Here is a 20,884-nt window from a genome sequence, read left to right on the forward strand (position 1 = left end):
GATGGTACAGGCACGCGGAGAGTGGGATGGCGCAGCATCAGCCTGAACGGCCGGAGGAACCGCGGGTTCATCCCGGCGGTCGACTGGAACCGGTTCCCGGACCGGAAACCCAGGCAGGGGATCAGTCGGTGGACTCCGGGAGCCCGGTGAATGGGCTGGACGGTGATCCGGTCGAAGATGAGGAGGCGTCAGCGGATGCGGACCCCGAAGCTGCCCTGCGGGCGGCGCGCGAGGCTGAGCGTAAGCGCCAGCAGCGCCGGCGCAGGCTGCTGCACGACTGCGAGCGTCTGCTTCTGCTGGACTTCGATACCCTGGCCATGCCCGGGTGGCCGGATCACCACCAGCTGAATCTGGCGCGGCGCCGGCGCGACAGCTGGCTGCTGCTGCTGAGCGGGCTTGCCGCCCTGGTTCTCGCGGGTATGGGCAACCTGGTGCCGGCACTGATCGGTGGGGTGGCCTTTGGTGCCCTGGCGCTGGCCGCGCTCTGGGGGCTGCCGGGCGTGCGGCACGTCTTCACCCATCAGGCCTCCCATATGGAGCTGCTGCTGAAACGGCGGCGCCTGCTGCACCGTGCCCGCAAACACGTTGAACACCTGGAAGGGCCGATCGGGCTGGCGGCTGCATGCCGCCCGCTGGCCGAGTATAATCCGGCGCTGCGTCGCAGCCGTTACACCGGCCTCTACAGCCTTTCCGAGAGAGGGCAGCTGGTGGACAGCATACGCAACCGCTCCCAGGCCCAGCTCTATCTCATTTTTGCTCTGGAAGCGGAAAAGGCCTATAACCGTCTGCGGGAGGAATACCTGCGGACCCACGAGCAGATGCTGGATGAAGGGAATGGGGAGCCGCTGAACGCGGCAGCCCAGTCTAGCGACCCCAGCGTAGTGCCGGTGCCCGAGTCCGATCCGGTGCCACCTGAATCCGCGGAAGCCGGGGGTGAGGGCGCTCCAGCGCATACAGGCAACCCATCTGCCCGTTCGTCTTGACACCTTTCCGGCTCAAACGTATGTTTCAAACAATTGTTTGGTCAAATGTTTGAGCGGGATTCCATGGCGCAGACGGATACAGTGGACAGGATTCTGGATGCGGCGGAGGAGCTGTTCGCCGAAAGAGGCTTCTCCGAGACCTCTCTCCGCATGATCACCGGTAAGGCCGGCGTGAATCTGGCTGCGGTCAATTACCATTTCGGTTCCAAAAAATCGCTGATTCAGGCGGTATTCGCACGCTTCCTTACCCCCTTCTGTATCGCGCTGGAGGCGGCCTTTGACCGCCTTGAGGCGGAAGCGGCCCCGGAGCCGCCCGACCTGGAGTCAGTGCTGCGGGTGCTCACCAGTACCCTGGTGGAGATGCCACGCCAGCACGACCGCAGCATCGCCATCTACATGCGCCTGCAGGGGCTTGCCTACACCCAGTCCCAGGGGCATCTGCGCCGCTTTCTGGAAGCCGAGTACAGCCACACCTTCGATCGCTTCATGCGGCTTCTCAAGAACGCCACCCCGGAGCTGTCCGCCGTGGAGCGCTACTGGCGCAACCAGTTCATGCTTGGCGCCACGGCTTTCACCCTCTCCAGCAGTGATGCGCTCACGGAGATCCTCTGGAACAAACTGGGGGTCGAGACCCCCAACGAGGAGATCGTGGATCACCTCGTGCCCTTTCTTGCCCCAGGAATGCAGGCGCATACTGTTGCCCATGGCAACAGAGGGAATTCCGACAGCGGTGCCTGACGGCGGTGATCCGATCGAGCGGATCGAGGTGGAGCTGGCCCGTCAGATCATGACTCTGCATGGGCGCGCAGGCCCATGGTTGTGTTACCGCATTTCCACGGCCGCCACCGGCGCCGGTCAGCAGGACGGTTCCGGTGGGACGCCGCTGGGGCGGCATCGGGTCCGTTCCTGCATCGGGGCCGGCCAGCCCCGGGGGGCGGTGTTCCGCGGTCGGCGCCCCACCGGCGAGGTCTGGAGCCCGCAGCTGCACCGTGAGTATCCCGGGCGTGACTGGATACTGACGCGGATTCTCTGGCTCTGTGGCGAAGAGCCCGGGTATAACCGCGGAGGCGCTGTTGATACCATGCGTCGGTTCATCTACATCCATGGCACTCCGGATACGGAACCCATGGGGCAGCCGCTGTCCCACGGTTGTATCCGGATGCGCAATGATGACATTCTTCAGCTCTGGGAATGGGTGCGCCCGGGCACGCCTGTCTTTGTTCAGTGAGGCGGTCCCGGGCCGTTCTTGTGTCGTTTAGGGAGGCCCGGTGAGCGGACCATTGATGATCGATCTCGAGGGGCCACGTCTCAGCGCCTCCGAGCGTGAACGACTGGCCCATGAGGCGGTGGGCGGAGTGATCCTGTTTACCCGTAATTACGAGTCACCGGCCCAGCTCCGGTCCCTGGTGCAGTCCATCCGCCAGATCCGGCCGCGCATCCTGATTGGCGTGGACCAGGAGGGTGGCCGGGTACAGCGTTTCCAGTCCGGGCTCACACGGCTGCCACCGATGCGCAGCTTCGGTCTGGCCTGGGAGCGGGATCCCGCGAATGCCCGTGCCATTGCCCATGCCGCGGGCTGGCTGATGGCTTCCGAGCTGCGGGACATGGATGTGGATTTCAGTTTTGCACCGGTGCTGGACCTGGATCACGGGGTTTCCAGTGTGATCGGTGATCGCAGCTTCCACTCGGACCCTCAGGTGGTGGCCGAACTCGCCGGCGCCTGGATTGATGGCATGCATGAGGGCGGTATGGCAGCAGTGGGCAAACACTTCCCCGGCCATGGGGCCATTGCTGCGGACTCCCATCACGAACTGCCCAGCGACGGGCGCACCCTGGAGCAGATCCTGGAGCACGACGCGGTGCCTTTCCGGGAGCTGGCGGAGACTCTGGATGCTGTCATGCCCGCCCATGTGGTCTACCCGGGCGTGGATGAGCAGCCGGCCGGCTTCTCTCCGTTCTGGCTGAAGAACGTGCTTTCCCGCGAGGTCGGGTTCCGTGGCGTTGTGATCAGCGATGATCTCACCATGGCCGGCGCGGCTGTGGCCGGCGAACCGCCGGAACGGGCACAGGCTGCACTTGATGCGGGCTGTGACCTGCTGCTTGTGTGTAACGATCCCGAAGCTGCTGATGCTGTGGCCGCAAGCCTGAGCGAGGCCGGCGCGCGCGCGTCGGCCGGGTTGGTGTCGCTGCGGGGCAAGCCGTTGCCCGGGCCACGTGGTGCTTTCCGCAGTACGGCCCGGTATCGGGATACCCGTGCAGCACTGCTTCGCATGCTGGATGAGGCGCCCGCATGACGCTTTCCGGCCTCGATGGTGTCCTCTCCGGTCTGGGGATTGCCCCGGAATTCCGCGGGCTGCTCTGGGCCGGTTCGATCCTGGTGACCACCTTCGTGGTGGCTTTTGTCGTCTGGTGGGTGATCCGGGCGGTTGAGAACAAGCTGCGGAATAACCGCAATCTCTGGGATGACGTTCTGATCCATGCCATACGGCGCCCGCTGTACTGGTACATCTGGCTTCTGGGTCTGTATTTCGCCTCGGAAGCGAGCGCCCGCTTCTACGAGATCGATCTGCTCAACCTCAATGGGCTGGGCCTCAGGTTCGGTTTCATACTGCTGCTGGTCTGGGCGCTGCTGCGGTTCATACAGGGCACCGAGGAGCTGCTGGTTTCGAGCCGTGTCTCCGAGCCCATGGATTACACCACGGTTTCCGCCATCGGCAAGCTGTCGCGTGTTTCAGTGTTCGTCATCGCCGCCCTGGTCATCATCCAGAATCTGGGTTACAGCATTTCCGGGGTGTTGGCCTTCGGCGGCGTGGGTGGTATCGCCGTCGGCTTCGCGGCCAAGGACATGTTGGCGAATTTCTTCGGCGGTGCCGTTGTCTACATGGACAAACCTTTCAAGGTGGGGGAGTGGATCCGCTCTCCTGACGCAAGCATTGAAGGGGTGGTGGAACACATCGGGTGGCGGGTGACCCGGATCAGGACCTTTGAGCTGCGCCCGCTCTATGTTCCCAATGCCATTTTCACCACCATTTCCGTGGAGAATCCGTCCCGGATGATGAACCGGCGGATCTATGAAATGGTCGGGGTGCGCTACAGCGATGTGGACATGGTCGCTCCGATTGTGGCCGACATCCGCGGCATGCTGGAGGAGCATGAAGACATCGATGCCAACCAGTTCCTGATCGTCAACTTCACCACCTTCAATGCCTCCTCTCTGGACATCATGGTCTATGCCTTTACCCATACGCGCCAGTGGGTTGAATACCAGACGGTCAAACAGGACGTGATGCTCCGTATCAGCAGCATCATCCGTGAACACGGGGCAGAAGTGGCCTTCCCGACGCGCACCCTGCACATTGCGGGCGAAGGGCCCCAGGCTGTGCTGGGCGAAGGCATGGCGGCGGAGGGCGAGCAGCCCGCAACGACAGGCGGAGGAGCCAATGGGCAGCAGTGAGCCAGTGTGGGGCATTATTGGCGGTACAGGGCTGACCGCCATTGATTCACTGGAGGTTGATGAAACCCTTGAAACCGAAACCGTGTGGGGGGCGCCCTCCGCGCCCCTGCGGATCGGTCGACTGGGTGGGCGGAAGGTGGTCTTCCTGGCCCGCCATGGCGATCCACACCGGATTCCGCCCCACCGGGTCAACTATCGGGCCAATATTGAGGCGCTCAGGCAGGCCGGCGTTGACCGGATCATCGCGGTCAATGCGGTTGGATCCATCCACCCGGCGATGACCCCGTCCAGCCTGGTTCTGCCGGATCAGATCATTGACTACACCTGGGGGCGTGCGCCCAGCTTCCATGAGGAGAACCTGGAACACGCGGTGCACGTGGACTTCACCTGGCCGTATTCAGAGTCGATCCGCGATGCCCTGCGGGCGGCAGCGGCGGAGGTGGATGTGGCGTTCCATGACGGCGGTGTCTACGCCTGTACCCAGGGGCCGAGGCTGGAGACAGCCGCGGAAATTCGGCGCCTGGAACAGGACGGTTCGGATATCGTGGGGATGACGGCCATGCCCGAGGCGGTTCTGGCACGGGAGGCGGAGCTGGATTATGCCTGTCTCGCCCTGGTGGTGAACTGGGCGGCGGGCAGAACCAGCGAGGTCATCACCATGGATGACATCCGTTCGAACCTGGATGCGGGCATCGGGCGGGTGCTGCAGGTTCTGGAAGCCTGTCTCCGGGCGGATTGAGCGACGCCCGGCGCCGGTCAGCCCTCTTCCTCCTCGTCCCCGTTCTCTTTGGTAATGGGGTGGAAATAGACCACCAGACCAAAGGTGGGCGCGTCGAGGTAATGCACCTCCTCGCTGCGCATACGCCGGTTCTCGGTGAGCCGGGTTGCTGTCTCCCTGAAGGCCGGACTTTCGGGAGCCAGGTAGCGGGGAAGGGGCAGAATCAACCCTGATGCCACCGGGAAGCGGGGAATCGGTGCTACATCCAGTGCGGGTACCTTCAGGTGCGTGTCATGCAGCGAGGCCTGCACATGGAGGTAACGCCGGCGTTCGATCTGCAGGCTGCCCTGGATCCGTTGCTCGCCCGCCTCATCCGCCGCGACATCCACGACCAGGGGAACGGTACGGTAGCCATCCGGGAACGGGTTCTGCCATCCGGTGAAGGCCACAAGGCGGTAACCGGAAGCGTTCTCCAGCGCCCGGGCGATGTTGTTGAGCCGGAGTTCTTCCCGCGGAAGAGCCAGGATCTCCGGGACCTGTTCCCCTGGAGTCTCGGATTCCGTGTCGATATCGCCAGTGTCCCGGGGCTCCGGCGTCCACTGGCTGTCCACCCATAGCGGAACGCCTCTTTCCGGAAGGGAAACCGGGGCGTAGGGGTCCGAAAGCAGCTCGGGCTCTGCCTGCAGGCGTTCGAACAGCAGCAGCTCTACCCGGTACAGTTCCGCCCCCGTTGCCGGCATGGCAGTGGCACAGAGCAGCAGCATGCTGACCAGAATGCGGCGGGTTCCGCGACTCGGCACGGCAGTCTCCTCTATTGGGTTCCTTTGCTCTCCGTGGCGCGTTCTTCCAGAAGCGTCAGGAAGCGATCAAGATCATTGAGTCTATCATCCGCGGTTTCCCCGTTCAGCCGGAACTTCAGCTGGTCACCACTTTCCAGCGCGTAGTCCGCGGGCGAGCTCTGGACCAGTTCCACCAGCACCAGTGGATCCACCCGGGTATCGGCGCTGAATGCCATGGTGGCGGAGGAGCCTGCTGCATCCACCTTGCTGATCCCGAGCGCTTCAGCCCGGATGCGCAGCCCGGTCTGGCGTACCAGGTTCTTGAGTGGCTCGGGCAGCAGGCCGAAGCGATCGATGATTTCCACCTGAAGCTCCTTCAGCTGTTCCTGGCTCTGGGTGCTGGCCAGGCGCTTGTAGAGGATCAGGCGCTGGTGGACGTCCGGCAGGTAGTCCTCGGGGATCAGTGCCGGGATGCGCAGGTTGATCTCGGTACCGTGGCGGATGGGCAGGTCCGCATTGGGCGTGCGCCCTTCACGGATGGCCTTCACGGCTTCGTCCAGCAGTTCCATGTAGAGGGTCAGGCCCACGCCCTGGATCTGGCCGCTCTGGTCGTCGCCCAGCAGTTCGCCGGCGCCGCGGATCTCCAGGTCGTGGGTGGCGAGCATGAAGCCCGCACCCAGGTCCTGGGCGGCGGCAATGGCATCCAGGCGCTTCTCCGCATCGCCGGTGATCTTCTTGCCTTCCGGTGTCAGGAGATAGGCGTAGGCCTGGTGATGGGAGCGGCCCACCCGGCCCCGGAGCTGGTGCAGCTGGGCCAGTCCGAAGCGGTCCGCGCGCTCAATGAGGATGGTGTTGGCACTCGGGATGTCGATGCCGGTTTCGATGATGGTGGTGCAGACCAGCACATTGAAGCGCTTGTGGTAGAAGTCGGACATGATCTGCTCGAGTTCGCGCTCGCGCATCTGCCCGTGGGCCACACCCACCCGGGCCTCGGGAACCAGGGTCCGGACCTCTTCGGCCAGGCGCTCAATGGATTCCACATCATTGTGCAGGTAGTAGACCTGGCCGCCACGCAGGATTTCCCGGAGTATCGCCTCCTTCACAAGGGCATCCTCGCGCCGGCGCACGAAGGTCTTGACGGAAAGCCGCCGGGCGGGCGGCGTGGCGATGATGGACAGGTCCCGCAGGTTGCCCATGGCCATGTTCAGGGTCCGCGGGATGGGCGTTGCGGTGAGGGTGAGCACGTCCACCTGGGCGCGCAGCTGCTTGAGCTTTTCTTTCTGGTTGACGCCGAAGCGGTGTTCCTCGTCGATGATCGCCAGTCCCAGGTCGGGGAAGTTAAGGTCCCCCTGGAGCAGCTTATGGGTGCCGATGATGATGTCCGCCTCGCCCTCGGCAGCGCGCGCCATGGTCGCCTGCTGCTGTTTCTGGCTGCGGAAGCGGCTGAGCAGTTCCACGCGCACGCCGGTCTCGGCAAAACGGTCGCGGAAGGAGTCGTAATGCTGCTGGGCGAGCAGGGTGGTGGGCACCAGCACCACCACCTGTTTGCCGGCGTGGGTCGCCAGGAAAGCGGCACGCATGGCCACTTCCGTCTTGCCGAAGCCCACATCGCCGCAGATCAGCCGGTCCATGGGCTGCTTACTGGCCATGTCGTTTTCGACGGCTTCAATGGCCGCCATCTGGTCCGGTGTTTCCTCGAACGGAAACTCGGCGCAGAAGGAGCGGTAGGCGTCATCCGGCTGCGGGAAGGCGTAACCCTGGCTGGCTTCGCGCCGGGCGTACACGTCCAGCAGTTCGGCGGCGGTGTCCCGGACCTTCTCCAGTGCTTTCTGTTTGGCCTGGTTCCATTTCTCGGAACCAAGCCTGTGCAGGGGCGCGGTGGCATCATCCACGCCGCTGTAGCGTGAGATCAGGTGCAGGTTGGAGACCGGCACATAGAGGTTGGCGCCATTGGCGTACTGCAGGGTCAGGAACTCTGTGGGCTGGCCGTCCACCTCGATGGTCTGCAGCCCCTGGTAGCGGCCGATGCCGTGGTCAATGTGCACCACAGGAGCGCCGACGCGCAGCTCGGAAAGATCCCGGATGCTGCCTTCGGTGTCCGAGTCGGTGGCACGCTGGCGCCGCCGGCGCTGCATCACCCGCTGGCCGTAGAGTTCCGCCTCCGCGATGACGCAGACCCCGGATTCGTCGAGCCAGGCGCCGTGTTCCAGAGGGCCCGTGCAAAGGCCCACGGTGTCGCTGCCGGTCTGGAATTGCTGCCAGTGATCAACTTCCCTTGGGTCCCAGCCATACTGCTTCAGCTGCTCCAGAAGCGCTTCGCGGCGGCCGGCGGAGTCGGCTGCAAACAGCACGCGGGGTGAATACTGGTCCATGAAGCTCCGCAGCTTCGCTGCCGGATCCTCCGCGCGGGCGTCCAGTGCTATGTCGGGCAGCGGTGCACAGGGCATGTTGAGCACACCGGCACCCTCGGGCTGTTCCCCGGCAAACCAGGTGACCCGGGGCAGGCGGCGGATGTGCCGGAAGCATTCCTCGGTCCGCAGGAACACCTCCTTCGGGGACAGTATCGGTCGGTAACGGTCGTACCGGCGTTCCTCGTAGCGCTCATCAACCTCCGCCTGGAAGTGATCCAGCGCCCCCTGGAGGTCGGGATCCGTCAGGACCAGTGACTGCTGCGGGAGGTAGTCGAACAGGGTGGCGGTTTCGTCAAAGAAAAGCGGCAGGAAATACTCGATCCCCGGAGGCCGGATGCCGGCGGCCACGTCCTGATACACCGGGGCCTCGCGCGGTGCCTCCGGGAATGCCTCGTTCCAGCGGTTGCGGAAGCGCTGGCGCGAGCGCTCGTCCCAGGGGAATTCATGGGCGGGGAGCAGTTCAATGCGTTCCACCTGGTCAATGGAGCGCTGGGTCTCCGGATCGAAGGTGCGGAGTGTTTCCACTTCATCATCGAAGAGTTCGATCCGGTAGGGGAGGTCGGCTCCCATCGGGTAGATGTCGAGGATTGAGCCGCGTACGGCGTATTCGCCGTGTTCCTGGACGTTATCGGCATGGCGGTAGCCCACGGCCTCGAGCCGCTGGCGCCAGTCGTCAATCGGCAGCGGATCCCCTGTCGCCAGCAGAAGTGTGTTGCCCTCGGTGAACGAGGGTGGCGGCAGCCGGTGCATCAGGGTCCTGGCCGGCAGTACCAGGAGGCCGCGCTGCATTCGCGGCAGCTGGTGCAGGGTCCGTATGCGCTGGGAAATGATCGCCTCATGGGGCGAGAACATATCGTAAGGGAGTGTCTCCCAGTCCGGCAGAGAGAGCAGGGCATCATCCTGTTCATCATCACGGTAGAACGCCAGTTCCTGCTCAAGCGCCTGGGCTTCGTCAGTGCTGCCAGTGATCACCAGAGTAAGCCCTGGGAAGCGCCGGCTGGCTTCAAGTATGGCCAGGGAGCGGGCGCTGCCGGGGAGCGATCCCCAGTGTCGGTGATCGCCGCCGCGGGTGGGTGGATCGGCGGGCAGGAGCGGGGACTGGGTGCTGGTCTGGTTCATCAACGCTGCATGGTTGGTGTGCGGAGGCGCCATTCTAAGCCTGAGGCGCCGTGCCTGCCACCCCGGCGCGGCGGAGTCGATTGCGCCGGAGCGCTTTAAACTGGATAATACGCCAGCCCGCAAGGGCCAGAGGCCATGACCCGACATACACCCTGTTTCAGAGGACCCTGATCGTGAGCCAGGAGCAACTCAACCGCTACTTTTCCGACTGGACCGAGCGCGAAGCCATCGCTGAAGCCATGATTCCGCTGATCGGCCGTCTGTACCGCCGCAACAATGTGGTGACGTCCATGTACGGCCGCGCGCTGATCAACCAGTCGGTCATCAACATCCTCAAGGCACACCGATTCGTGCGCCAGATTGAGGCGGAAGAGCTGGATGTCCACGACACCTACCCGGTCCTCGAGACACTGGACCGGCTGAACCTGGGTCAGGCGCACATCGACGTCGGCAAGCTGGCGAACCAGTACAACCAGGTGCGTGACGAACAGAGCCTGGAGGACTTCCTGCGTGAAGCGGTCAATCCGGTCGTTGACCGGTACGACGAGGAGGCCAAAGCCGCCAGCGAGAGCGAGACCAAGGACATTGTCCTTTACGGTTTCGGTCGGATCGGGCGCTACCTCGCCCGGATCCTGGTGGAGAAGGCCGGCGGCGGCAACAACCTGCGCCTGCGTGCCATCGTCGTGCGCAAGGGCGGAGCCGAGAACGACCTGGAAAAGCGCGCCAGCCTGCTGCGCCGTGACTCCGTGCATGGCTCCTTCCGCGGCACCATTACGGTGGACGAGGAAAACGAGGCCATCATCGCCAATGGCAACTACATCAAGGTCATCTACTCCGATGGCCCGGATCAGGTGGATTACACCCAGTACGGCATCGACAACGCCATCATCATCGACAATACCGGTAAGTGGCGTGATGACGAAGGTCTGGGCCTGCACCTCAAGTCCAAGGGGGCCAGCCGTGTCGTCCTGACAGCGCCCGGTAAGGGCAACATCAAGAACATTGTTCCGGGCATCAACAATGATCTGTACACGGACGAGGATCGGATTCTCTCCGTGGCGTCCTGTACCACCAATGCCATCACCCCCGTTCTCAAGGCGGTGAAGGAGCAGTTCGGTATTGTTGATGGGCACATGGAGACGGTCCATGCCTACACCAACGACCAGAACCTGATCGACAACTACCACAAGGGTGAGCGCCGGGGGCGCAGCGCGCCGCTGAACATGGTCCTGACCGAGACCGGGGCGGCCAAGGCGGTTGCCAAGGCCCTGCCGGACCTGGACGGCAAGCTCACCGGCAACGCCATCCGGGTGCCCACGCCCAACGTGTCCATGGCCATTCTCAATCTGAACCTTGAGAAGGCGGCAGCGCGTGATGAAATGAACGAGTTCCTGCGGGACGTGGCGCTGCACTCGGATCTACAGAAGCAGGTTGATTACGTGAGTTCCCCCGAGGTGGTGTCCTCCGACTTTGTGGGCTCCCGCCATGCAGGGGTTGTGGATGGCCAGGCCACGATCGCCAATGGAAATCGTGTTGTGCTCTATGTCTGGTATGACAACGAGGCGGGCTACAGCGCTCAGGTCATCCGGCTGGTGAGCGAGATGGCCGGTATGTCCTTCCCTATTTTCCCGGAGCGCGGCACCGCTGCGGACCACTGACTGCATCCCTGCATGACCGGCCCGCGGCGCGCCTCCCACTTATGGGGTAGGCGCTCAGGGCCGGTTCTGTGTGGAATCCTGTGCCTGGTATCTCTATAATTGGGCCGGTTTTTCACTCCATCCAGTTCTGATTGGGCAAAGCGAATGATCAAGATCAAGAAAGGCCTCGATCTTCCGATAACTGGCGCGCCCGAACCGACCATCGAGCAGGGACGGCCTGTACGGCATGTGGCCCTGACCGGTTTTGACTACATCGGCATGAAGCCGACTCTGAAGGTTCGGGAGGGCGACCAGGTTAAGCGGGGGCAGCTCCTTTTCACGGACAAGAAGAACGAAGGCGTTGTCTACACCGCTCCGGCCGGTGGCACCGTCCGGGAAATCAACCGCGGGGAACGGCGTGTTTTCCAGTCTCTCGTCATCGAAGTGGATGAGAATGAGGAGGCGGAAACCTTCAGCCGTTACAGCGCTTCCGAGATTGACGGGCTTGCCCGTCAGGACGTGGTGGATAACCTTGTCAATTCCGGCATGTGGACGATGATCAGAACCCGTCCCTACAGCAAGGTGCCGGCGATTGATGCGCCGGAGCCTCACGCGATTTTCGTCTCCGCGATGGATACTCATCCGCTGGCGCCGGATCCCCAGACCATCATCAATGAGGATCCCGAGGCGTTCGAGAACGGTCTGCGCGTACTCTCACGGCTGACCAGTGGCGCCGTCCACCTGGGCAGTGGCCCGGATGCCCGGATACCGATGCCCTCGGGCGACCAGTTCCAGCAGCATACGTTTGATGGCCCCCATCCCGCCGGCAATGTCGGCACCCATATCCACTTCATTGACCCCGTGGGCGGTGAGAAAGTGGTCTGGACGGTGGGCTACCAGAATGTGATGGACATCGGCCGCCTTTTCACCACCGGCATGCTGCCCACGGAACAGATCGTGGCCATTACCGGTCCCTGTGCCGCCAAGCCGCGTCTGCTCCGCACCCGTATCGGTGCCAGCCTCGAGGAACTGCTCGAAGGTGAGCTGGAGCAGGGCGATATGGATATCCGGCTGGTGAACGGCTCCGTGCTGGGCGGCCGCGCCGCACGTGGGCCGGTAAGCTATCTGGCACGCACGGCCACCCAGGTCACCGCCCTTGAAGAAGGCTATCGCCGGCACTTCATGGGATGGCTCTCGCCCGGGTCCAACCGGTTCTCCCGCCTCAATATCTACCTTTCCAAGCTGATGCCGGGTAAGCGGTTCAACTTCACAACCACCACCAATGGCTCAGAGCGGGCCATGGTTCCGATCGGAGTCTACGAGGAGGTGATGCCCCTCGACATTCTGCCCACCCAGCTGCTGCGTTCGCTGATCGTTCAGGACACCGAACAGGCCCAGCAACTCGGGGCACTGGAACTCGACGAGGAAGACCTTGCTCTGTGCACCTTCGTGTGTCCCGGCAAGTATGAGTTCGGGCCGATTCTCCGACAGAATCTGACGCGCATTGAGATCGAGGGCTGATTCATGGGGCTGAGACAGATATTCGACCGGATTGAGCCGCACTTCGAGAAAGGGGGGCGTTTTGAGCGCTGGTATCCCCTGTACGAAGCGGTGGACACCATTTTCTATACACCGCCATCGGTGACCCGGACCAACGCCCATGTGCGTGATGGCATTGATCTCAAGCGGATCATGATCACCGTGTGGTTCTGTGTCTTCCCGGCCATGTTCTTCGGTATGTGGAACGCGGGTTACCAGGCCAACACCTATCTGGCCGAGCAGGGCATGGCCATGGCGGACGAGGGGCTGCGTGCCGCCTTCATCTCCGCACTGGCGGGCAATGACCCCGGCAGCATCTGGGATAACATCATCTTCGGTGCCGCCTATTTCGTTCCCATCTACTTCGTGACCTTCGTGGTTGGCGGCTTCTGGGAAGTCCTCTTCGCGACCGTGCGCAAGCATGAGGTCAATGAAGGGTTCTTTGTCACCTCCATTCTGTTCGCGCTCATACTGCCGCCCACTATTCCCCTGTGGCAGGTGGCGCTGGGCATCACCTTCGGTGTGGTTGTCGCCAAGGAGATCTTCGGGGGTACCGGCAAGAACTTCCTGAACCCGGCACTGACCGGGCGGGCCTTCCTGTACTTCGCGTATCCCGCCCAGATCTCGGGCAACGAGGTCTGGACCGCCGTGGACGGTTTCAGCGGTGCGACCGCACTGAGTGTCGCTGCTTCCAGTGGCATGGAGGGGTTGAGTAATCATCTGACCTGGTTTGATGCCTTCTTCGGGTTCATGCAGGGGTCCGTCGGTGAGACGTCAACACTGGCGATCCTGATCGGTGGTGCTGTGCTGCTGTTGATGAAGATCGCCAGTTATCGCATCGTGTTTGGTACGCTGATAGGTCTGATCGGCACGGCGCTGCTGTTCAATGCGGTGGGCTCCGACAGTAATCCGATGTTTGAGATTCCGCCTCACTGGCACTTTGTGATCGGAGGTTTCGCGTTTGCCATGATGTTCATGGCGACGGATCCGGTGTCCGCGTCCATGACCAACACCGGGCGTTGGGTGTTCGGCATCTTCATCGGCGTGATGACGGTACTGATCCGGGTTGTGAATCCGGCATTCCCGGAAGGGGTGATGCTCGCAATCCTGTTCGCGAACCTGTTCGCACCCTTCATCGACCACCTCGTCATTCAGGCGAATATCAAGCGGAGGCAGGCCCGTGTCGCAGTCTAACGATACCGTCAGCAAGATCCTGATCGTCGCCGTAACGCTCAGCATCGTCTTCTCCGTGATTGTCTCCGGCGCGGCGGTCACGCTGCGGCCGGCTCAGGAGCGGAATGAGGCTCTGAGCACCCGTTCCAACATGCTTGCCGCAGCCGGAATCATTGAGGCGGATGCATCCAATGACAGGGTCGCGGAAACGTTTGACCGGTTTGATGTGCTGCTGGTGGAAATGGGAACCGGTGAGACGGTTTCGCCTGAACAAGCCAAGGCGAAATCCGTGGAATCCTATGACCAGCGCCGGGCTTCCCGCGATCCGGATATCTCCCGGGGGCTTGAGAATGATCCGGCCGGCATCAACCGCCAGGCAATGTACCGCAAGGCCTTCGTTCTGAAGGACAATGGCTCGGTGGAGCGGGTGGTTCTACCGATTCACGGCTATGGACTCTGGTCCACCATGTACGGTTTCCTTGCCCTTGAAGGGGATGCGAACACTGTAGCCGGCCTGCGCTTCTACGAGCACGGTGAGACTCCGGGGCTGGGGGCGAAGATCCAGAGCCCGGACTGGGTTGCCAAGTGGAAGGGTAAGAAAATCTACGAGCCGGGCAACTGGCAGACCCCCAACTTCCGCCTGATCAAGGGTGGTGTGGGCGAGAACACCGAGGGCCGCGAGCATAAGGTTGATGCGCTTTCCGGGGCGACGCTGACATCCCGGGGTGTTGAAAGTACGATCAATTTCTGGCTTGGCGAGCGGGGCTATGCGCCCTTCCTCGCCAAGGTGCGCAACGGGGAGATCTGAGCCATGGCGGAACTGAAAACCAAAGACGTCCTGTTTGGACCCATACTGCACAATAACCCGATCGCACTTCAGATTCTGGGCATCTGTTCGGCTCTGGCCGTTACGTCCAGCGTCAAGGTGAGTCTGGTGATGTGTGCCTCCGTGATCGCGGTGACCTGTGCCTCAAACTTTGCGGTATCGCTGATCCGCAAACAGATTCCGAGCAGTATCCGGATCATTGTCCAGATGACCATCATCGCCTCCCTGGTCATTGTCGTGGACCAGTTCCTCAAGGCGTTCGCCTACGAGATCAGTAAGCAGCTCTCGGTGTTCGTGGGCCTGATCATCACCAACTGCATCATCCTCGGCCGGGCCGAAGGGTTCGCGATGCAGAACGGGCCCTGGCTGAGCTTTGTGGACGGTCTTGGTAACGGCCTGGGCTACAGCCTGATCCTGATTGTGGTGGCCACGTTCCGGGAGATTCTGGGTGCGGGTACCTGGATGGGCTTTACGGTACTGCCACTGGCCAGTGAGGGCGGCTTCTATGTCCCGAACGGCCTGATGCTGCTCCCGCCGAGCGCCTTCTTCCTGATCGGCTTCTTCATCTGGGCCGTTCGGATCTGGGATCCGGACCAGATCGAGGAGGAGGAGTTCGAGATGCAGCCCCATAAAGTACGGGAGGCGTTCTGATGGAACACTATATCAGCCTCATCCTCCAGGCCGTTTTTGTCGAAAACCTGGCGCTGGCCTTCTTCCTGGGGATGTGTACCTTCCTGGCCATCTCCAAGAAGGTAGAAGCCGCTATGGGACTGGGGATTGCCGTGGTGGTGGTGCTCACCATCTCGGTCCCGGTGAACAACCTCATCTACAACTATGTCCTGCGTGATGGCGCCCTGTCCTGGGCAGGGCTGCCCAACATGAACCTGAGCTTTCTCGGGCTTCTGACCTATATTGGTGTGATCGCGGCTCTGGTCCAGATTCTGGAGATGTTCCTGGACCGCTATGTGCCGGCACTGTACAGCGCGCTGGGGGTTTTCCTGCCGCTGATCACGGTGAACTGTGCGATCCTGGGCGCGTCACTGTTCATGGTCGAGCGTGACTATGCGTTCGGTGAGAGCGTGGCCTATGGGTTCGGTGCCGGCGTTGGCTGGGCCCTGGCCATCGTGGCCCTGGCGGGCATCCGCGAGAAGCTCAAGTACAGTGATGTTCCGCCGGGACTGCGTGGACTCGGCATCACATTCATTACCGTGGGGCTGATGTCGCTCGGTTTCATGTCCTTCTCGGGCATATCGCTGTAATACGGCGTATTCGGATACAAGGCAGAAGGCGGAGTCATGGTTACAGAAATCATACTGGGCGTGGTGATGTTCACCGTGATCGTCCTGTCGCTGGTCGCGGTCATCCTTGGTGCGCGGGCACGACTGGTCAGTTCCGGTGACATTGAGATCGAGGTCAATGGTGACCCGGAACACAGCTTCACGACACAGGGCGGCGGTAAGCTCCTGGGTAAGCTCGCCGAGCAGGGCATCTTCCTGTCGTCCGCCTGTGGCGGTGGCGGAAGCTGTGGCCAGTGCGTTTGCAAGGTTCACGAGGGTGGCGGCTCCGTTCTGCCAACGGAGAAGAACCACTTCACGCCGCGGGAGCAGCGTGAAGGCTGGCGCCTCTCCTGCCAGGTGCCCGTTAAGCAGGACATGAAGGTTGAGGTACCGGAGGAGTTCTTCGGTGTGCGCAAGTGGGAGTGCACGGTCCAGTCGAACCACAACGTGGCCACCTTCATCAAGGAAACCATCCTCAACCTGCCGGAAGGTGAGGAAGTGGACTTCCGTGCCGGCGGCTATGTGCAGTTCGAGGCGCCTGCGCACGAGGTGCACTTCAAGGACTTCGACGTCGAGGAGGAGTACCACGAGGACTGGGACAAGCACGGTCTCTGGGACATCAAGTCGGTGGTGAAGGAAGATATCGTACGGGCCTACTCCATGGCCAACTATCCGGAAGAGAAGGGCGAGCTGCGCTTCAATATCCGGATCGCGACGCCACCGCCGGGGACCAACCATCCGCCGGGGCAGATGTCCTCTTACGTCTTCTCCCTGAAACCGGGTGACAAGATGACGGTGATGGGTCCCTTCGGCGAGTTCTTTGCCAAGGATACCGATGCGGAGATGTGCTTCATTGGTGGTGGTGCCGGTATGGCTCCGATGCGGGCGCATATCTTCGACCAGCTCAAGCGCATCAACACCAACAGGAAGATCACCTTCTGGTATGGCGCGCGCAGCAGGCGTGAGATGTTCTATGTGGAGGACTTCAACCAGCTCCAGGAGGACTTTGACAACTTCAATTGGCATGTGGCGCTGTCCGATCCACTGCCCGAGGACGAATGGGAAGGGGACGTCGGGTTCATCCATAATGTCCTCTATGAGAACTATCTGAAGCACCATGAGGCGCCCGAGGACATTGAGTACTACATGTGCGGGCCACCCATCATGAATGCGGTGACCATCAAGATGCTCAAGGATCTGGGCGTCGAGGATGAGAACATAGCCCTGGATGATTTCGGGGGCTGATCCCGCGAACACCCGACCAAGGTCGGGTGTTTTTGGTTGAATCCACTGGCGCCCGGGCGTCACCATGGCAATAGGTGGGTCCGTGTATGGAGGTAATCATGTTTGAGACATTTGTTCTGGCAGTAGTGCTTGTGATGGTGCTGATTGCCGGCATGTCGATCGGGGTCATCTTTGGGCGCAAGCCCATCAGCGGCTCGTGCGGGGGCGTGGGCAATCAGGTAGGCGGTGGCAGCGGCTGCTCCGTCTGCGGGCGGTCCTCGGGAAGCTGCTCCGACGATGACGAGGCGCCGGACGCTGGAGAAGCGGATAACCTGACCTACAATGCAGACAGCGACCGGCGGGCTTAAGCGGCACCGGTTACGGAATTCAGGTAGATAGAGGAGTGAGTGAGCGGATGTCGGATCAGCATTTTGATGTTGTGGTAATTGGTGCCGGGCCTGCAGGCGAAGGGGCCGCCATGAACGCGGCAAAGCACGGTCGGCGGGTTGCCATTGTGGATGACAAGCAGACGGTTGGCGGCAACTGCACCCACTGGGCAACCATTCCGTCCAAGGCGCTGCGTTACTCGGTCAAGCAGATCATCAACTTCAACACCAATCCGATGTTCCGCGATATCGGCGAGCCACGCTGGTTCTCCTTTCCCCGGGTCCTTCAGAACGCCGAACGCGTGCGCAACAAGCAGGTTAAACTTCGAACCGGGTTCTATGCCCGCAATCGGGTACAGCGCTTCCACAGCCGCGCGCGTTTCCTGGACCAGAACCAGCTGGAACTGCATGACGAGGAGACAGGTGGGCAGCGGATCACGGCGGACAGCTTCGTGATCGCCACGGGGTCATCGCCGTATCTGCCCCCGGATGTGGATTTCTCCCACGACCGGATCTACAACAGCGACTCGATCCTGACGCTTTCCCACACGCCGCGCACCATCACCATCTATGGTGCGGGCGTGATCGGCTGTGAATACGCGTCCATCTTCTGCGGCCTGGGCGTGAAAGTGGATCTGATCAACCCTGGCAGCCGTCTTCTGTCCTTCCTGGATGATGAGATTTCGGACGCCCTCAGCTACCACCTGCGGAACAACGGCGTGCTGGTCCGTCACAACGAGAAATACGAGTCGGTGGAGGGGGATGACCACGGGGTGGTGCTGAACCTTGAGTCCGGCAAGAAAGTGCGCTCCGACGCCTTCCTCTGGTGCAATGGCCGAAGCGGCAACACCGGCTCCCTGGGCCTTGAGAACGTGGGGCTTGAGACCAACTACCGTGGCCAGCTTGCCGTGGACGATCACTATCGGACCCAGGTCCCGAACATCTATGCCGTAGGCGATGTGATCGGCTGGCCGGGCCTTGCCAGTGCCGCGTACGATCAGGGCCGCTCGGCCTCGTCGGACATCATGGCGGACCGGTACTTCCGTTATGTGGATGACGTACCCACTGGCATCTATACCATTCCGGAGATCAGCTCCGTGGGTAAGACAGAGCGCGAGCTGACGGAAGCCAAGGTGCCCTATGAAGTGGGGCAGGCCTTCTTCAAGGATCTCGCCCGGGCGCAGATTTCCGGGGATCCGGTGGGCATGCTCAAGCTGCTGTTCCACAGAGAGACCAAGGAGCTTCTGGGCATCCACTGCTTCGGGGACCAGGCGGCGGAGATCGTCCACATCGGGCAGGCGATCATGAACCAGCCCGGTGAGGCGAATACGCTGGATTACTTCATCAACACCACCTTCAACTACCCCACCATGGCGGAAGCCTATCGGGTGGCGGCTCTCAACGGTCTCAACCGGATTTTCTGAGAGACGGTTCCGGGTCTGTGTCGGTCTCCGGGCCGCGCAGGCTCTCTACCTGATGCCCCAGCCGACGCCGGTTTTCGAAGTAGACCAGGGCGCTGGTTGGGTAGTCCGTGATCACGGACGCCACACCCATTTTCTCCAGCATCAGCATGTCGTGGATCCGGTTAACCGTCCATGTGGACACGCTCATGCCTTTGTTGCGGGCGTCGCTGACCAGACCCGCGCTGCAGATCCGGTGGTTGCAGCACAGGTACTGGCAGTCAAGACTCTTGGCCTGCCGGACCGGGGAAGGGAAGCGCCGTTCCGCCACATAGCCCAGGCTCACCCGGCGATCGAGCCTGCGGGCCGAGCGCAGGAAACCGGTATTGCTTGAGGTCAGGGTGATCCGCTCGTAGAGGTTTTCCCGCTGGATCCACTCGACCAGGCGGTTGCAGAGCCGGTTGAGCCGGCCCCGCTCGTCGGACTTCACTTCCAGCTGCAGATGCCTGTAGTCAGGGCAGGCCTGAACCACATCATCAAGACTGGGAATACCCGTGGCGTGGTGCCAGCTCGCGGTGTTCTGGCGGGCGTCCAGAGTACTCATCTCCAGGGCGGACACCGAGCTGACAGCCCGGTCACTGCCCGTGGTCCGCAGCAGGGAGCGATCATGGATGACCACGGGGACTCCGTCCTGGGACAGGATAATGTCCATTTCAAAGCGGCGGATGCCATGGCGGTAGGCGTGCATGAAGCCGGCAAGGGTGTTCTCGGGCGCTTCGCCTTTGGCGCCGCGATGGCCGTAGATCAGCATGGGCGCGGATGCCTCCTTCATCCGTTATCGGCGTAGAGCGCGCGCCGTTTGCGGTACGTTTCGTGGCAGAGTTCAACGTCTTTCAGGAACCGGGGCAGATCCCGGGGCAGCAGTGCCTGGGGGCCGTCCACCAGGGCTTTTTCAGGGTTCGGATGGAAGTCCGCCAGGATCATGTTGGCCCCGGCGATCACGCCCTGCGCTGTGGCATGGACGATATCGGACATCCCATCCGGTGCCCGGTCACGGACACCCACCGAGTGTGACGGGTCAATGCAGACCGGCATACGGGTCAGGCGCTTGACCACCGGAATATGGGCGAAATCAACAAGGTTGCGGTGCGGGTTGCCGGCCTCGGTTTTCATGCCCCGAAGGCAGAAGATCACATTGGTGTTGCCCTCGGTGGCCAGGTATTCGGCCGCGTTGAGGGATTCGTTCAGGGTGATGCCGAATCCACGCTTGAGCAGCACCGGGAAGGTGCTCTGGCGACCCAGAGCCTTGAGCAGCTCGAAGTTCTGGGTGTTACGGGTCCCGACCTGGAGCATCACGCCGGTCGGATGCCCGGTCTGCTCAAGGGCCTGTTCGATCTCCCACACATGATTCTCATGGGTCACCTCCATGGCGACTACCCGGATGTCGTACCGGCCCGCGAGTTCGAACACCCAGGGCAGGCAGTCGGCGCCATGGCCCTGGAAGGAGTAGGGGTTGGTGCGGGGCTTGTAGGCGCCCATGCGGGTGCACTGCTGGCCATTGTCCTTCAGGGCGCGGAGCATCTCCTCCACGTGAGTGGGGTTGTCCACCGCGCACAGGCCGGCAAAGACATTGAGGTTGTCCTGGTCAAAGTGGATGCCGTTGTAGTCGAAGCCGGTCTGGCGTTCGGCGTCACTGTGCCTGCCCAGAACACGGAAATCGTCGGAAATGCGGATGACCCGCTCGACGGCGGGCAGTGCTTCAATCTCTCCGGCGTCGAGGGCCTTGGTATCGCCGATCAGGTAGACCTCGGTCAGTGTCTGCTGGCTCCCGAGCACGTCATGGACACGAACCTCGACATTGCTGAGCTGATCGAGGAAGTTCATGGTCTCGCGGTACGCTTCGCTGTCGCGAGCCGTATCCGGGTGAAGTATCAGTAGCATGGGCCCTCCGGGTCTCT

Annotated in this window: 19 protein-coding genes; 15 read left to right on the forward strand and 4 right to left on the reverse strand. The window is 62.1% G+C overall.

Features of this window, described 5'->3' with window-relative positions; translation table 11 throughout:
* Nucleotides 1-26: 26 nt before the first annotated feature.
* The 6 genes from F3089_RS02850 to F3089_RS02875 all read left to right on the forward strand — a co-directional run bounded on the left by F3089_RS02850 (nucleotide 27) and on the right by F3089_RS02875 (nucleotide 5,176).
* Complete coding sequence (locus F3089_RS02850) at nucleotides 27-983, forward strand: hypothetical protein (RefSeq protein WP_151439357.1); 957 nt, start codon at nucleotides 27-29, stop codon at nucleotides 981-983.
* A gap of 63 nt (nucleotides 984-1,046) precedes the next feature.
* The gene (locus F3089_RS02855; RefSeq protein ID WP_151439358.1) at nucleotides 1,047-1,721 is read left to right on the forward strand and encodes a TetR/AcrR family transcriptional regulator; all 675 of its coding nucleotides are present in this window, start codon (nucleotides 1,047-1,049) and stop codon (nucleotides 1,719-1,721) included.
* Nucleotides 1,687-2,211 (forward strand): L,D-transpeptidase, encoded by a 525-nt coding sequence (locus tag F3089_RS02860; protein ID WP_151439359.1) that lies wholly within the window; start codon nucleotides 1,687-1,689, stop codon nucleotides 2,209-2,211. Before F3089_RS02855 ends, F3089_RS02860 begins: the two co-directional genes overlap by 35 nt.
* Before the next feature lie 40 nt (nucleotides 2,212-2,251).
* Nucleotides 2,252-3,277 carry a beta-N-acetylhexosaminidase gene (gene nagZ, locus F3089_RS02865; RefSeq protein WP_225741653.1) on the forward strand — a complete coding sequence of 342 codons (1,026 nt, stop codon included), beginning with the start codon at nucleotides 2,252-2,254 and terminating at the stop codon, nucleotides 3,275-3,277.
* On the forward strand, nucleotides 3,274-4,437 hold the full coding sequence (locus F3089_RS02870) for a mechanosensitive ion channel family protein (RefSeq protein ID WP_151439360.1): 1,164 nt from the start codon (nucleotides 3,274-3,276) through the stop codon (nucleotides 4,435-4,437). Before nagZ ends, F3089_RS02870 begins: the two co-directional genes overlap by 4 nt.
* Nucleotides 4,424-5,176 carry an S-methyl-5'-thioinosine phosphorylase gene (locus tag F3089_RS02875; RefSeq protein ID WP_151439361.1) on the forward strand — a complete coding sequence of 251 codons (753 nt, stop codon included), beginning with the start codon at nucleotides 4,424-4,426 and terminating at the stop codon, nucleotides 5,174-5,176. Before F3089_RS02870 ends, F3089_RS02875 begins: the two co-directional genes overlap by 14 nt.
* 17 nt (nucleotides 5,177-5,193) lie before the next feature.
* Here the strand turns inward: F3089_RS02875 and F3089_RS02880 are convergent, their stop codons facing one another.
* Both F3089_RS02880 and mfd read right to left on the reverse strand, forming a co-directional pair.
* On the reverse strand, nucleotides 5,194-5,955 hold the full coding sequence (locus tag F3089_RS02880) for a CsiV family protein (protein ID WP_151439362.1): 762 nt from the start codon (nucleotides 5,953-5,955) through the stop codon (nucleotides 5,194-5,196).
* An 11-nt stretch (nucleotides 5,956-5,966) separates the two neighbouring features.
* Nucleotides 5,967-9,464, reverse strand: coding sequence for a transcription-repair coupling factor (mfd, locus tag F3089_RS02885; RefSeq protein WP_151439363.1), 3,498 nt, complete (start codon nucleotides 9,462-9,464; stop codon nucleotides 5,967-5,969).
* Nucleotides 9,465-9,703: 239 nt separating this feature from the next.
* On the opposite strand from mfd, the gene F3089_RS02890 reads away from it, so the two are divergent.
* From F3089_RS02890 to sthA, 9 genes are all read left to right on the forward strand, one after another.
* Nucleotides 9,704-11,122, forward strand: coding sequence for a glyceraldehyde-3-phosphate dehydrogenase (locus F3089_RS02890; RefSeq protein WP_237416553.1), 1,419 nt, complete (start codon nucleotides 9,704-9,706; stop codon nucleotides 11,120-11,122).
* A gap of 144 nt (nucleotides 11,123-11,266) precedes the next feature.
* Entirely contained in the window at nucleotides 11,267-12,622 is a 1,356-nt protein-coding gene (locus F3089_RS02895; RefSeq protein WP_151439365.1) for a Na(+)-translocating NADH-quinone reductase subunit A, read from the forward strand.
* Nucleotides 12,623-12,625: 3 nt separating this feature from the next.
* Complete coding sequence (locus F3089_RS02900) at nucleotides 12,626-13,834, forward strand: NADH:ubiquinone reductase (Na(+)-transporting) subunit B (RefSeq protein WP_151439366.1); 1,209 nt, start codon at nucleotides 12,626-12,628, stop codon at nucleotides 13,832-13,834.
* A complete protein-coding gene (locus tag F3089_RS02905; protein ID WP_151439367.1) occupies nucleotides 13,821-14,621 on the forward strand; it encodes a Na(+)-translocating NADH-quinone reductase subunit C in 801 nt (266 codons plus the stop codon). The genes F3089_RS02900 and F3089_RS02905 overlap by 14 nt, the downstream gene beginning before the upstream one ends.
* 3 nt (nucleotides 14,622-14,624) lie before the next feature.
* Nucleotides 14,625-15,290 (forward strand): NADH:ubiquinone reductase (Na(+)-transporting) subunit D, encoded by a 666-nt coding sequence (locus F3089_RS02910; protein ID WP_151439368.1) that lies wholly within the window; start codon nucleotides 14,625-14,627, stop codon nucleotides 15,288-15,290.
* Nucleotides 15,290-15,898 (forward strand): NADH:ubiquinone reductase (Na(+)-transporting) subunit E, encoded by a 609-nt coding sequence (gene nqrE, locus F3089_RS02915; protein ID WP_151439369.1) that lies wholly within the window; start codon nucleotides 15,290-15,292, stop codon nucleotides 15,896-15,898. The genes F3089_RS02910 and nqrE overlap by 1 nt, the downstream gene beginning before the upstream one ends.
* Nucleotides 15,899-15,934: 36 nt before the next feature.
* Nucleotides 15,935-17,161, forward strand: coding sequence for an NADH:ubiquinone reductase (Na(+)-transporting) subunit F (gene nqrF / locus F3089_RS02920; protein WP_151439370.1), 1,227 nt, complete (start codon nucleotides 15,935-15,937; stop codon nucleotides 17,159-17,161).
* A 98-nt stretch (nucleotides 17,162-17,259) separates the two neighbouring features.
* Entirely contained in the window at nucleotides 17,260-17,508 is a 249-nt protein-coding gene (gene nqrM / locus F3089_RS02925) for a (Na+)-NQR maturation NqrM (RefSeq protein WP_095617051.1), read from the forward strand.
* 47 nt (nucleotides 17,509-17,555) lie between these two features.
* On the forward strand, nucleotides 17,556-18,950 hold the full coding sequence (sthA, locus tag F3089_RS02930) for a Si-specific NAD(P)(+) transhydrogenase (RefSeq protein WP_095617050.1): 1,395 nt from the start codon (nucleotides 17,556-17,558) through the stop codon (nucleotides 18,948-18,950).
* On the opposite strand, the gene F3089_RS02935 is transcribed toward sthA, so the two are convergent.
* Together F3089_RS02935 and F3089_RS02940 are read right to left on the reverse strand one after the other, a co-directional pair.
* Entirely contained in the window at nucleotides 18,934-19,758 is an 825-nt protein-coding gene (locus F3089_RS02935) for a glycerophosphodiester phosphodiesterase (RefSeq protein ID WP_225741654.1), read from the reverse strand. The two genes, sthA and F3089_RS02935, sit on opposite strands and share 17 nt — an antisense overlap.
* The gene (locus tag F3089_RS02940; protein ID WP_151439371.1) at nucleotides 19,755-20,867 is read right to left on the reverse strand and encodes a 3-deoxy-7-phosphoheptulonate synthase; all 1,113 of its coding nucleotides are present in this window, start codon (nucleotides 20,865-20,867) and stop codon (nucleotides 19,755-19,757) included. Before F3089_RS02940 ends, F3089_RS02935 begins: the two co-directional genes overlap by 4 nt.
* Between the last annotated feature and the right edge of the window lie 17 nt (nucleotides 20,868-20,884).

This window comes from Halospina sp. K52047b, from assembly GCF_008709855.1.
GTDB classification, from domain to species: Bacteria; Pseudomonadota; Gammaproteobacteria; order Pseudomonadales; family Oleiphilaceae; genus Halospina; species Halospina utahensis_B.

Coding starts and splice junctions, on each gene's coding strand:
- F3089_RS02850 (WP_151439357.1), top strand. CDS start 27: ATGGCGCAGCATCAGCCTGAACGGCCGGAGGAACCGCGGGTTCATCCC.
- F3089_RS02855 (WP_151439358.1), top strand. CDS start 1,047: ATGGCGCAGACGGATACAGTGGACAGGATTCTGGATGCGGCGGAGGAG.
- F3089_RS02860 (WP_151439359.1), top strand. CDS start 1,687: ATGGCAACAGAGGGAATTCCGACAGCGGTGCCTGACGGCGGTGATCCG.
- F3089_RS02870 (WP_151439360.1), top strand. CDS start 3,274: ATGACGCTTTCCGGCCTCGATGGTGTCCTCTCCGGTCTGGGGATTGCC.
- F3089_RS02875 (WP_151439361.1), top strand. CDS start 4,424: ATGGGCAGCAGTGAGCCAGTGTGGGGCATTATTGGCGGTACAGGGCTG.
- mfd (WP_151439363.1), bottom strand. CDS start 9,464: ATGAACCAGACCAGCACCCAGTCCCCGCTCCTGCCCGCCGATCCACCC.
- F3089_RS02890 (WP_237416553.1), top strand. CDS start 9,704: ATGATTCCGCTGATCGGCCGTCTGTACCGCCGCAACAATGTGGTGACG.
- F3089_RS02895 (WP_151439365.1), top strand. CDS start 11,267: ATGATCAAGATCAAGAAAGGCCTCGATCTTCCGATAACTGGCGCGCCC.
- F3089_RS02900 (WP_151439366.1), top strand. CDS start 12,626: ATGGGGCTGAGACAGATATTCGACCGGATTGAGCCGCACTTCGAGAAA.
- F3089_RS02910 (WP_151439368.1), top strand. CDS start 14,625: ATGGCGGAACTGAAAACCAAAGACGTCCTGTTTGGACCCATACTGCAC.
- nqrE (WP_151439369.1), top strand. CDS start 15,290: ATGGAACACTATATCAGCCTCATCCTCCAGGCCGTTTTTGTCGAAAAC.
- nqrF (WP_151439370.1), top strand. CDS start 15,935: ATGGTTACAGAAATCATACTGGGCGTGGTGATGTTCACCGTGATCGTC.
- nqrM (WP_095617051.1), top strand. CDS start 17,260: ATGTTTGAGACATTTGTTCTGGCAGTAGTGCTTGTGATGGTGCTGATT.
- sthA (WP_095617050.1), top strand. CDS start 17,556: ATGTCGGATCAGCATTTTGATGTTGTGGTAATTGGTGCCGGGCCTGCA.
- F3089_RS02935 (WP_225741654.1), bottom strand. CDS start 19,758: ATGAAGGAGGCATCCGCGCCCATGCTGATCTACGGCCATCGCGGCGCC.
- F3089_RS02940 (WP_151439371.1), bottom strand. CDS start 20,867: ATGCTACTGATACTTCACCCGGATACGGCTCGCGACAGCGAAGCGTAC.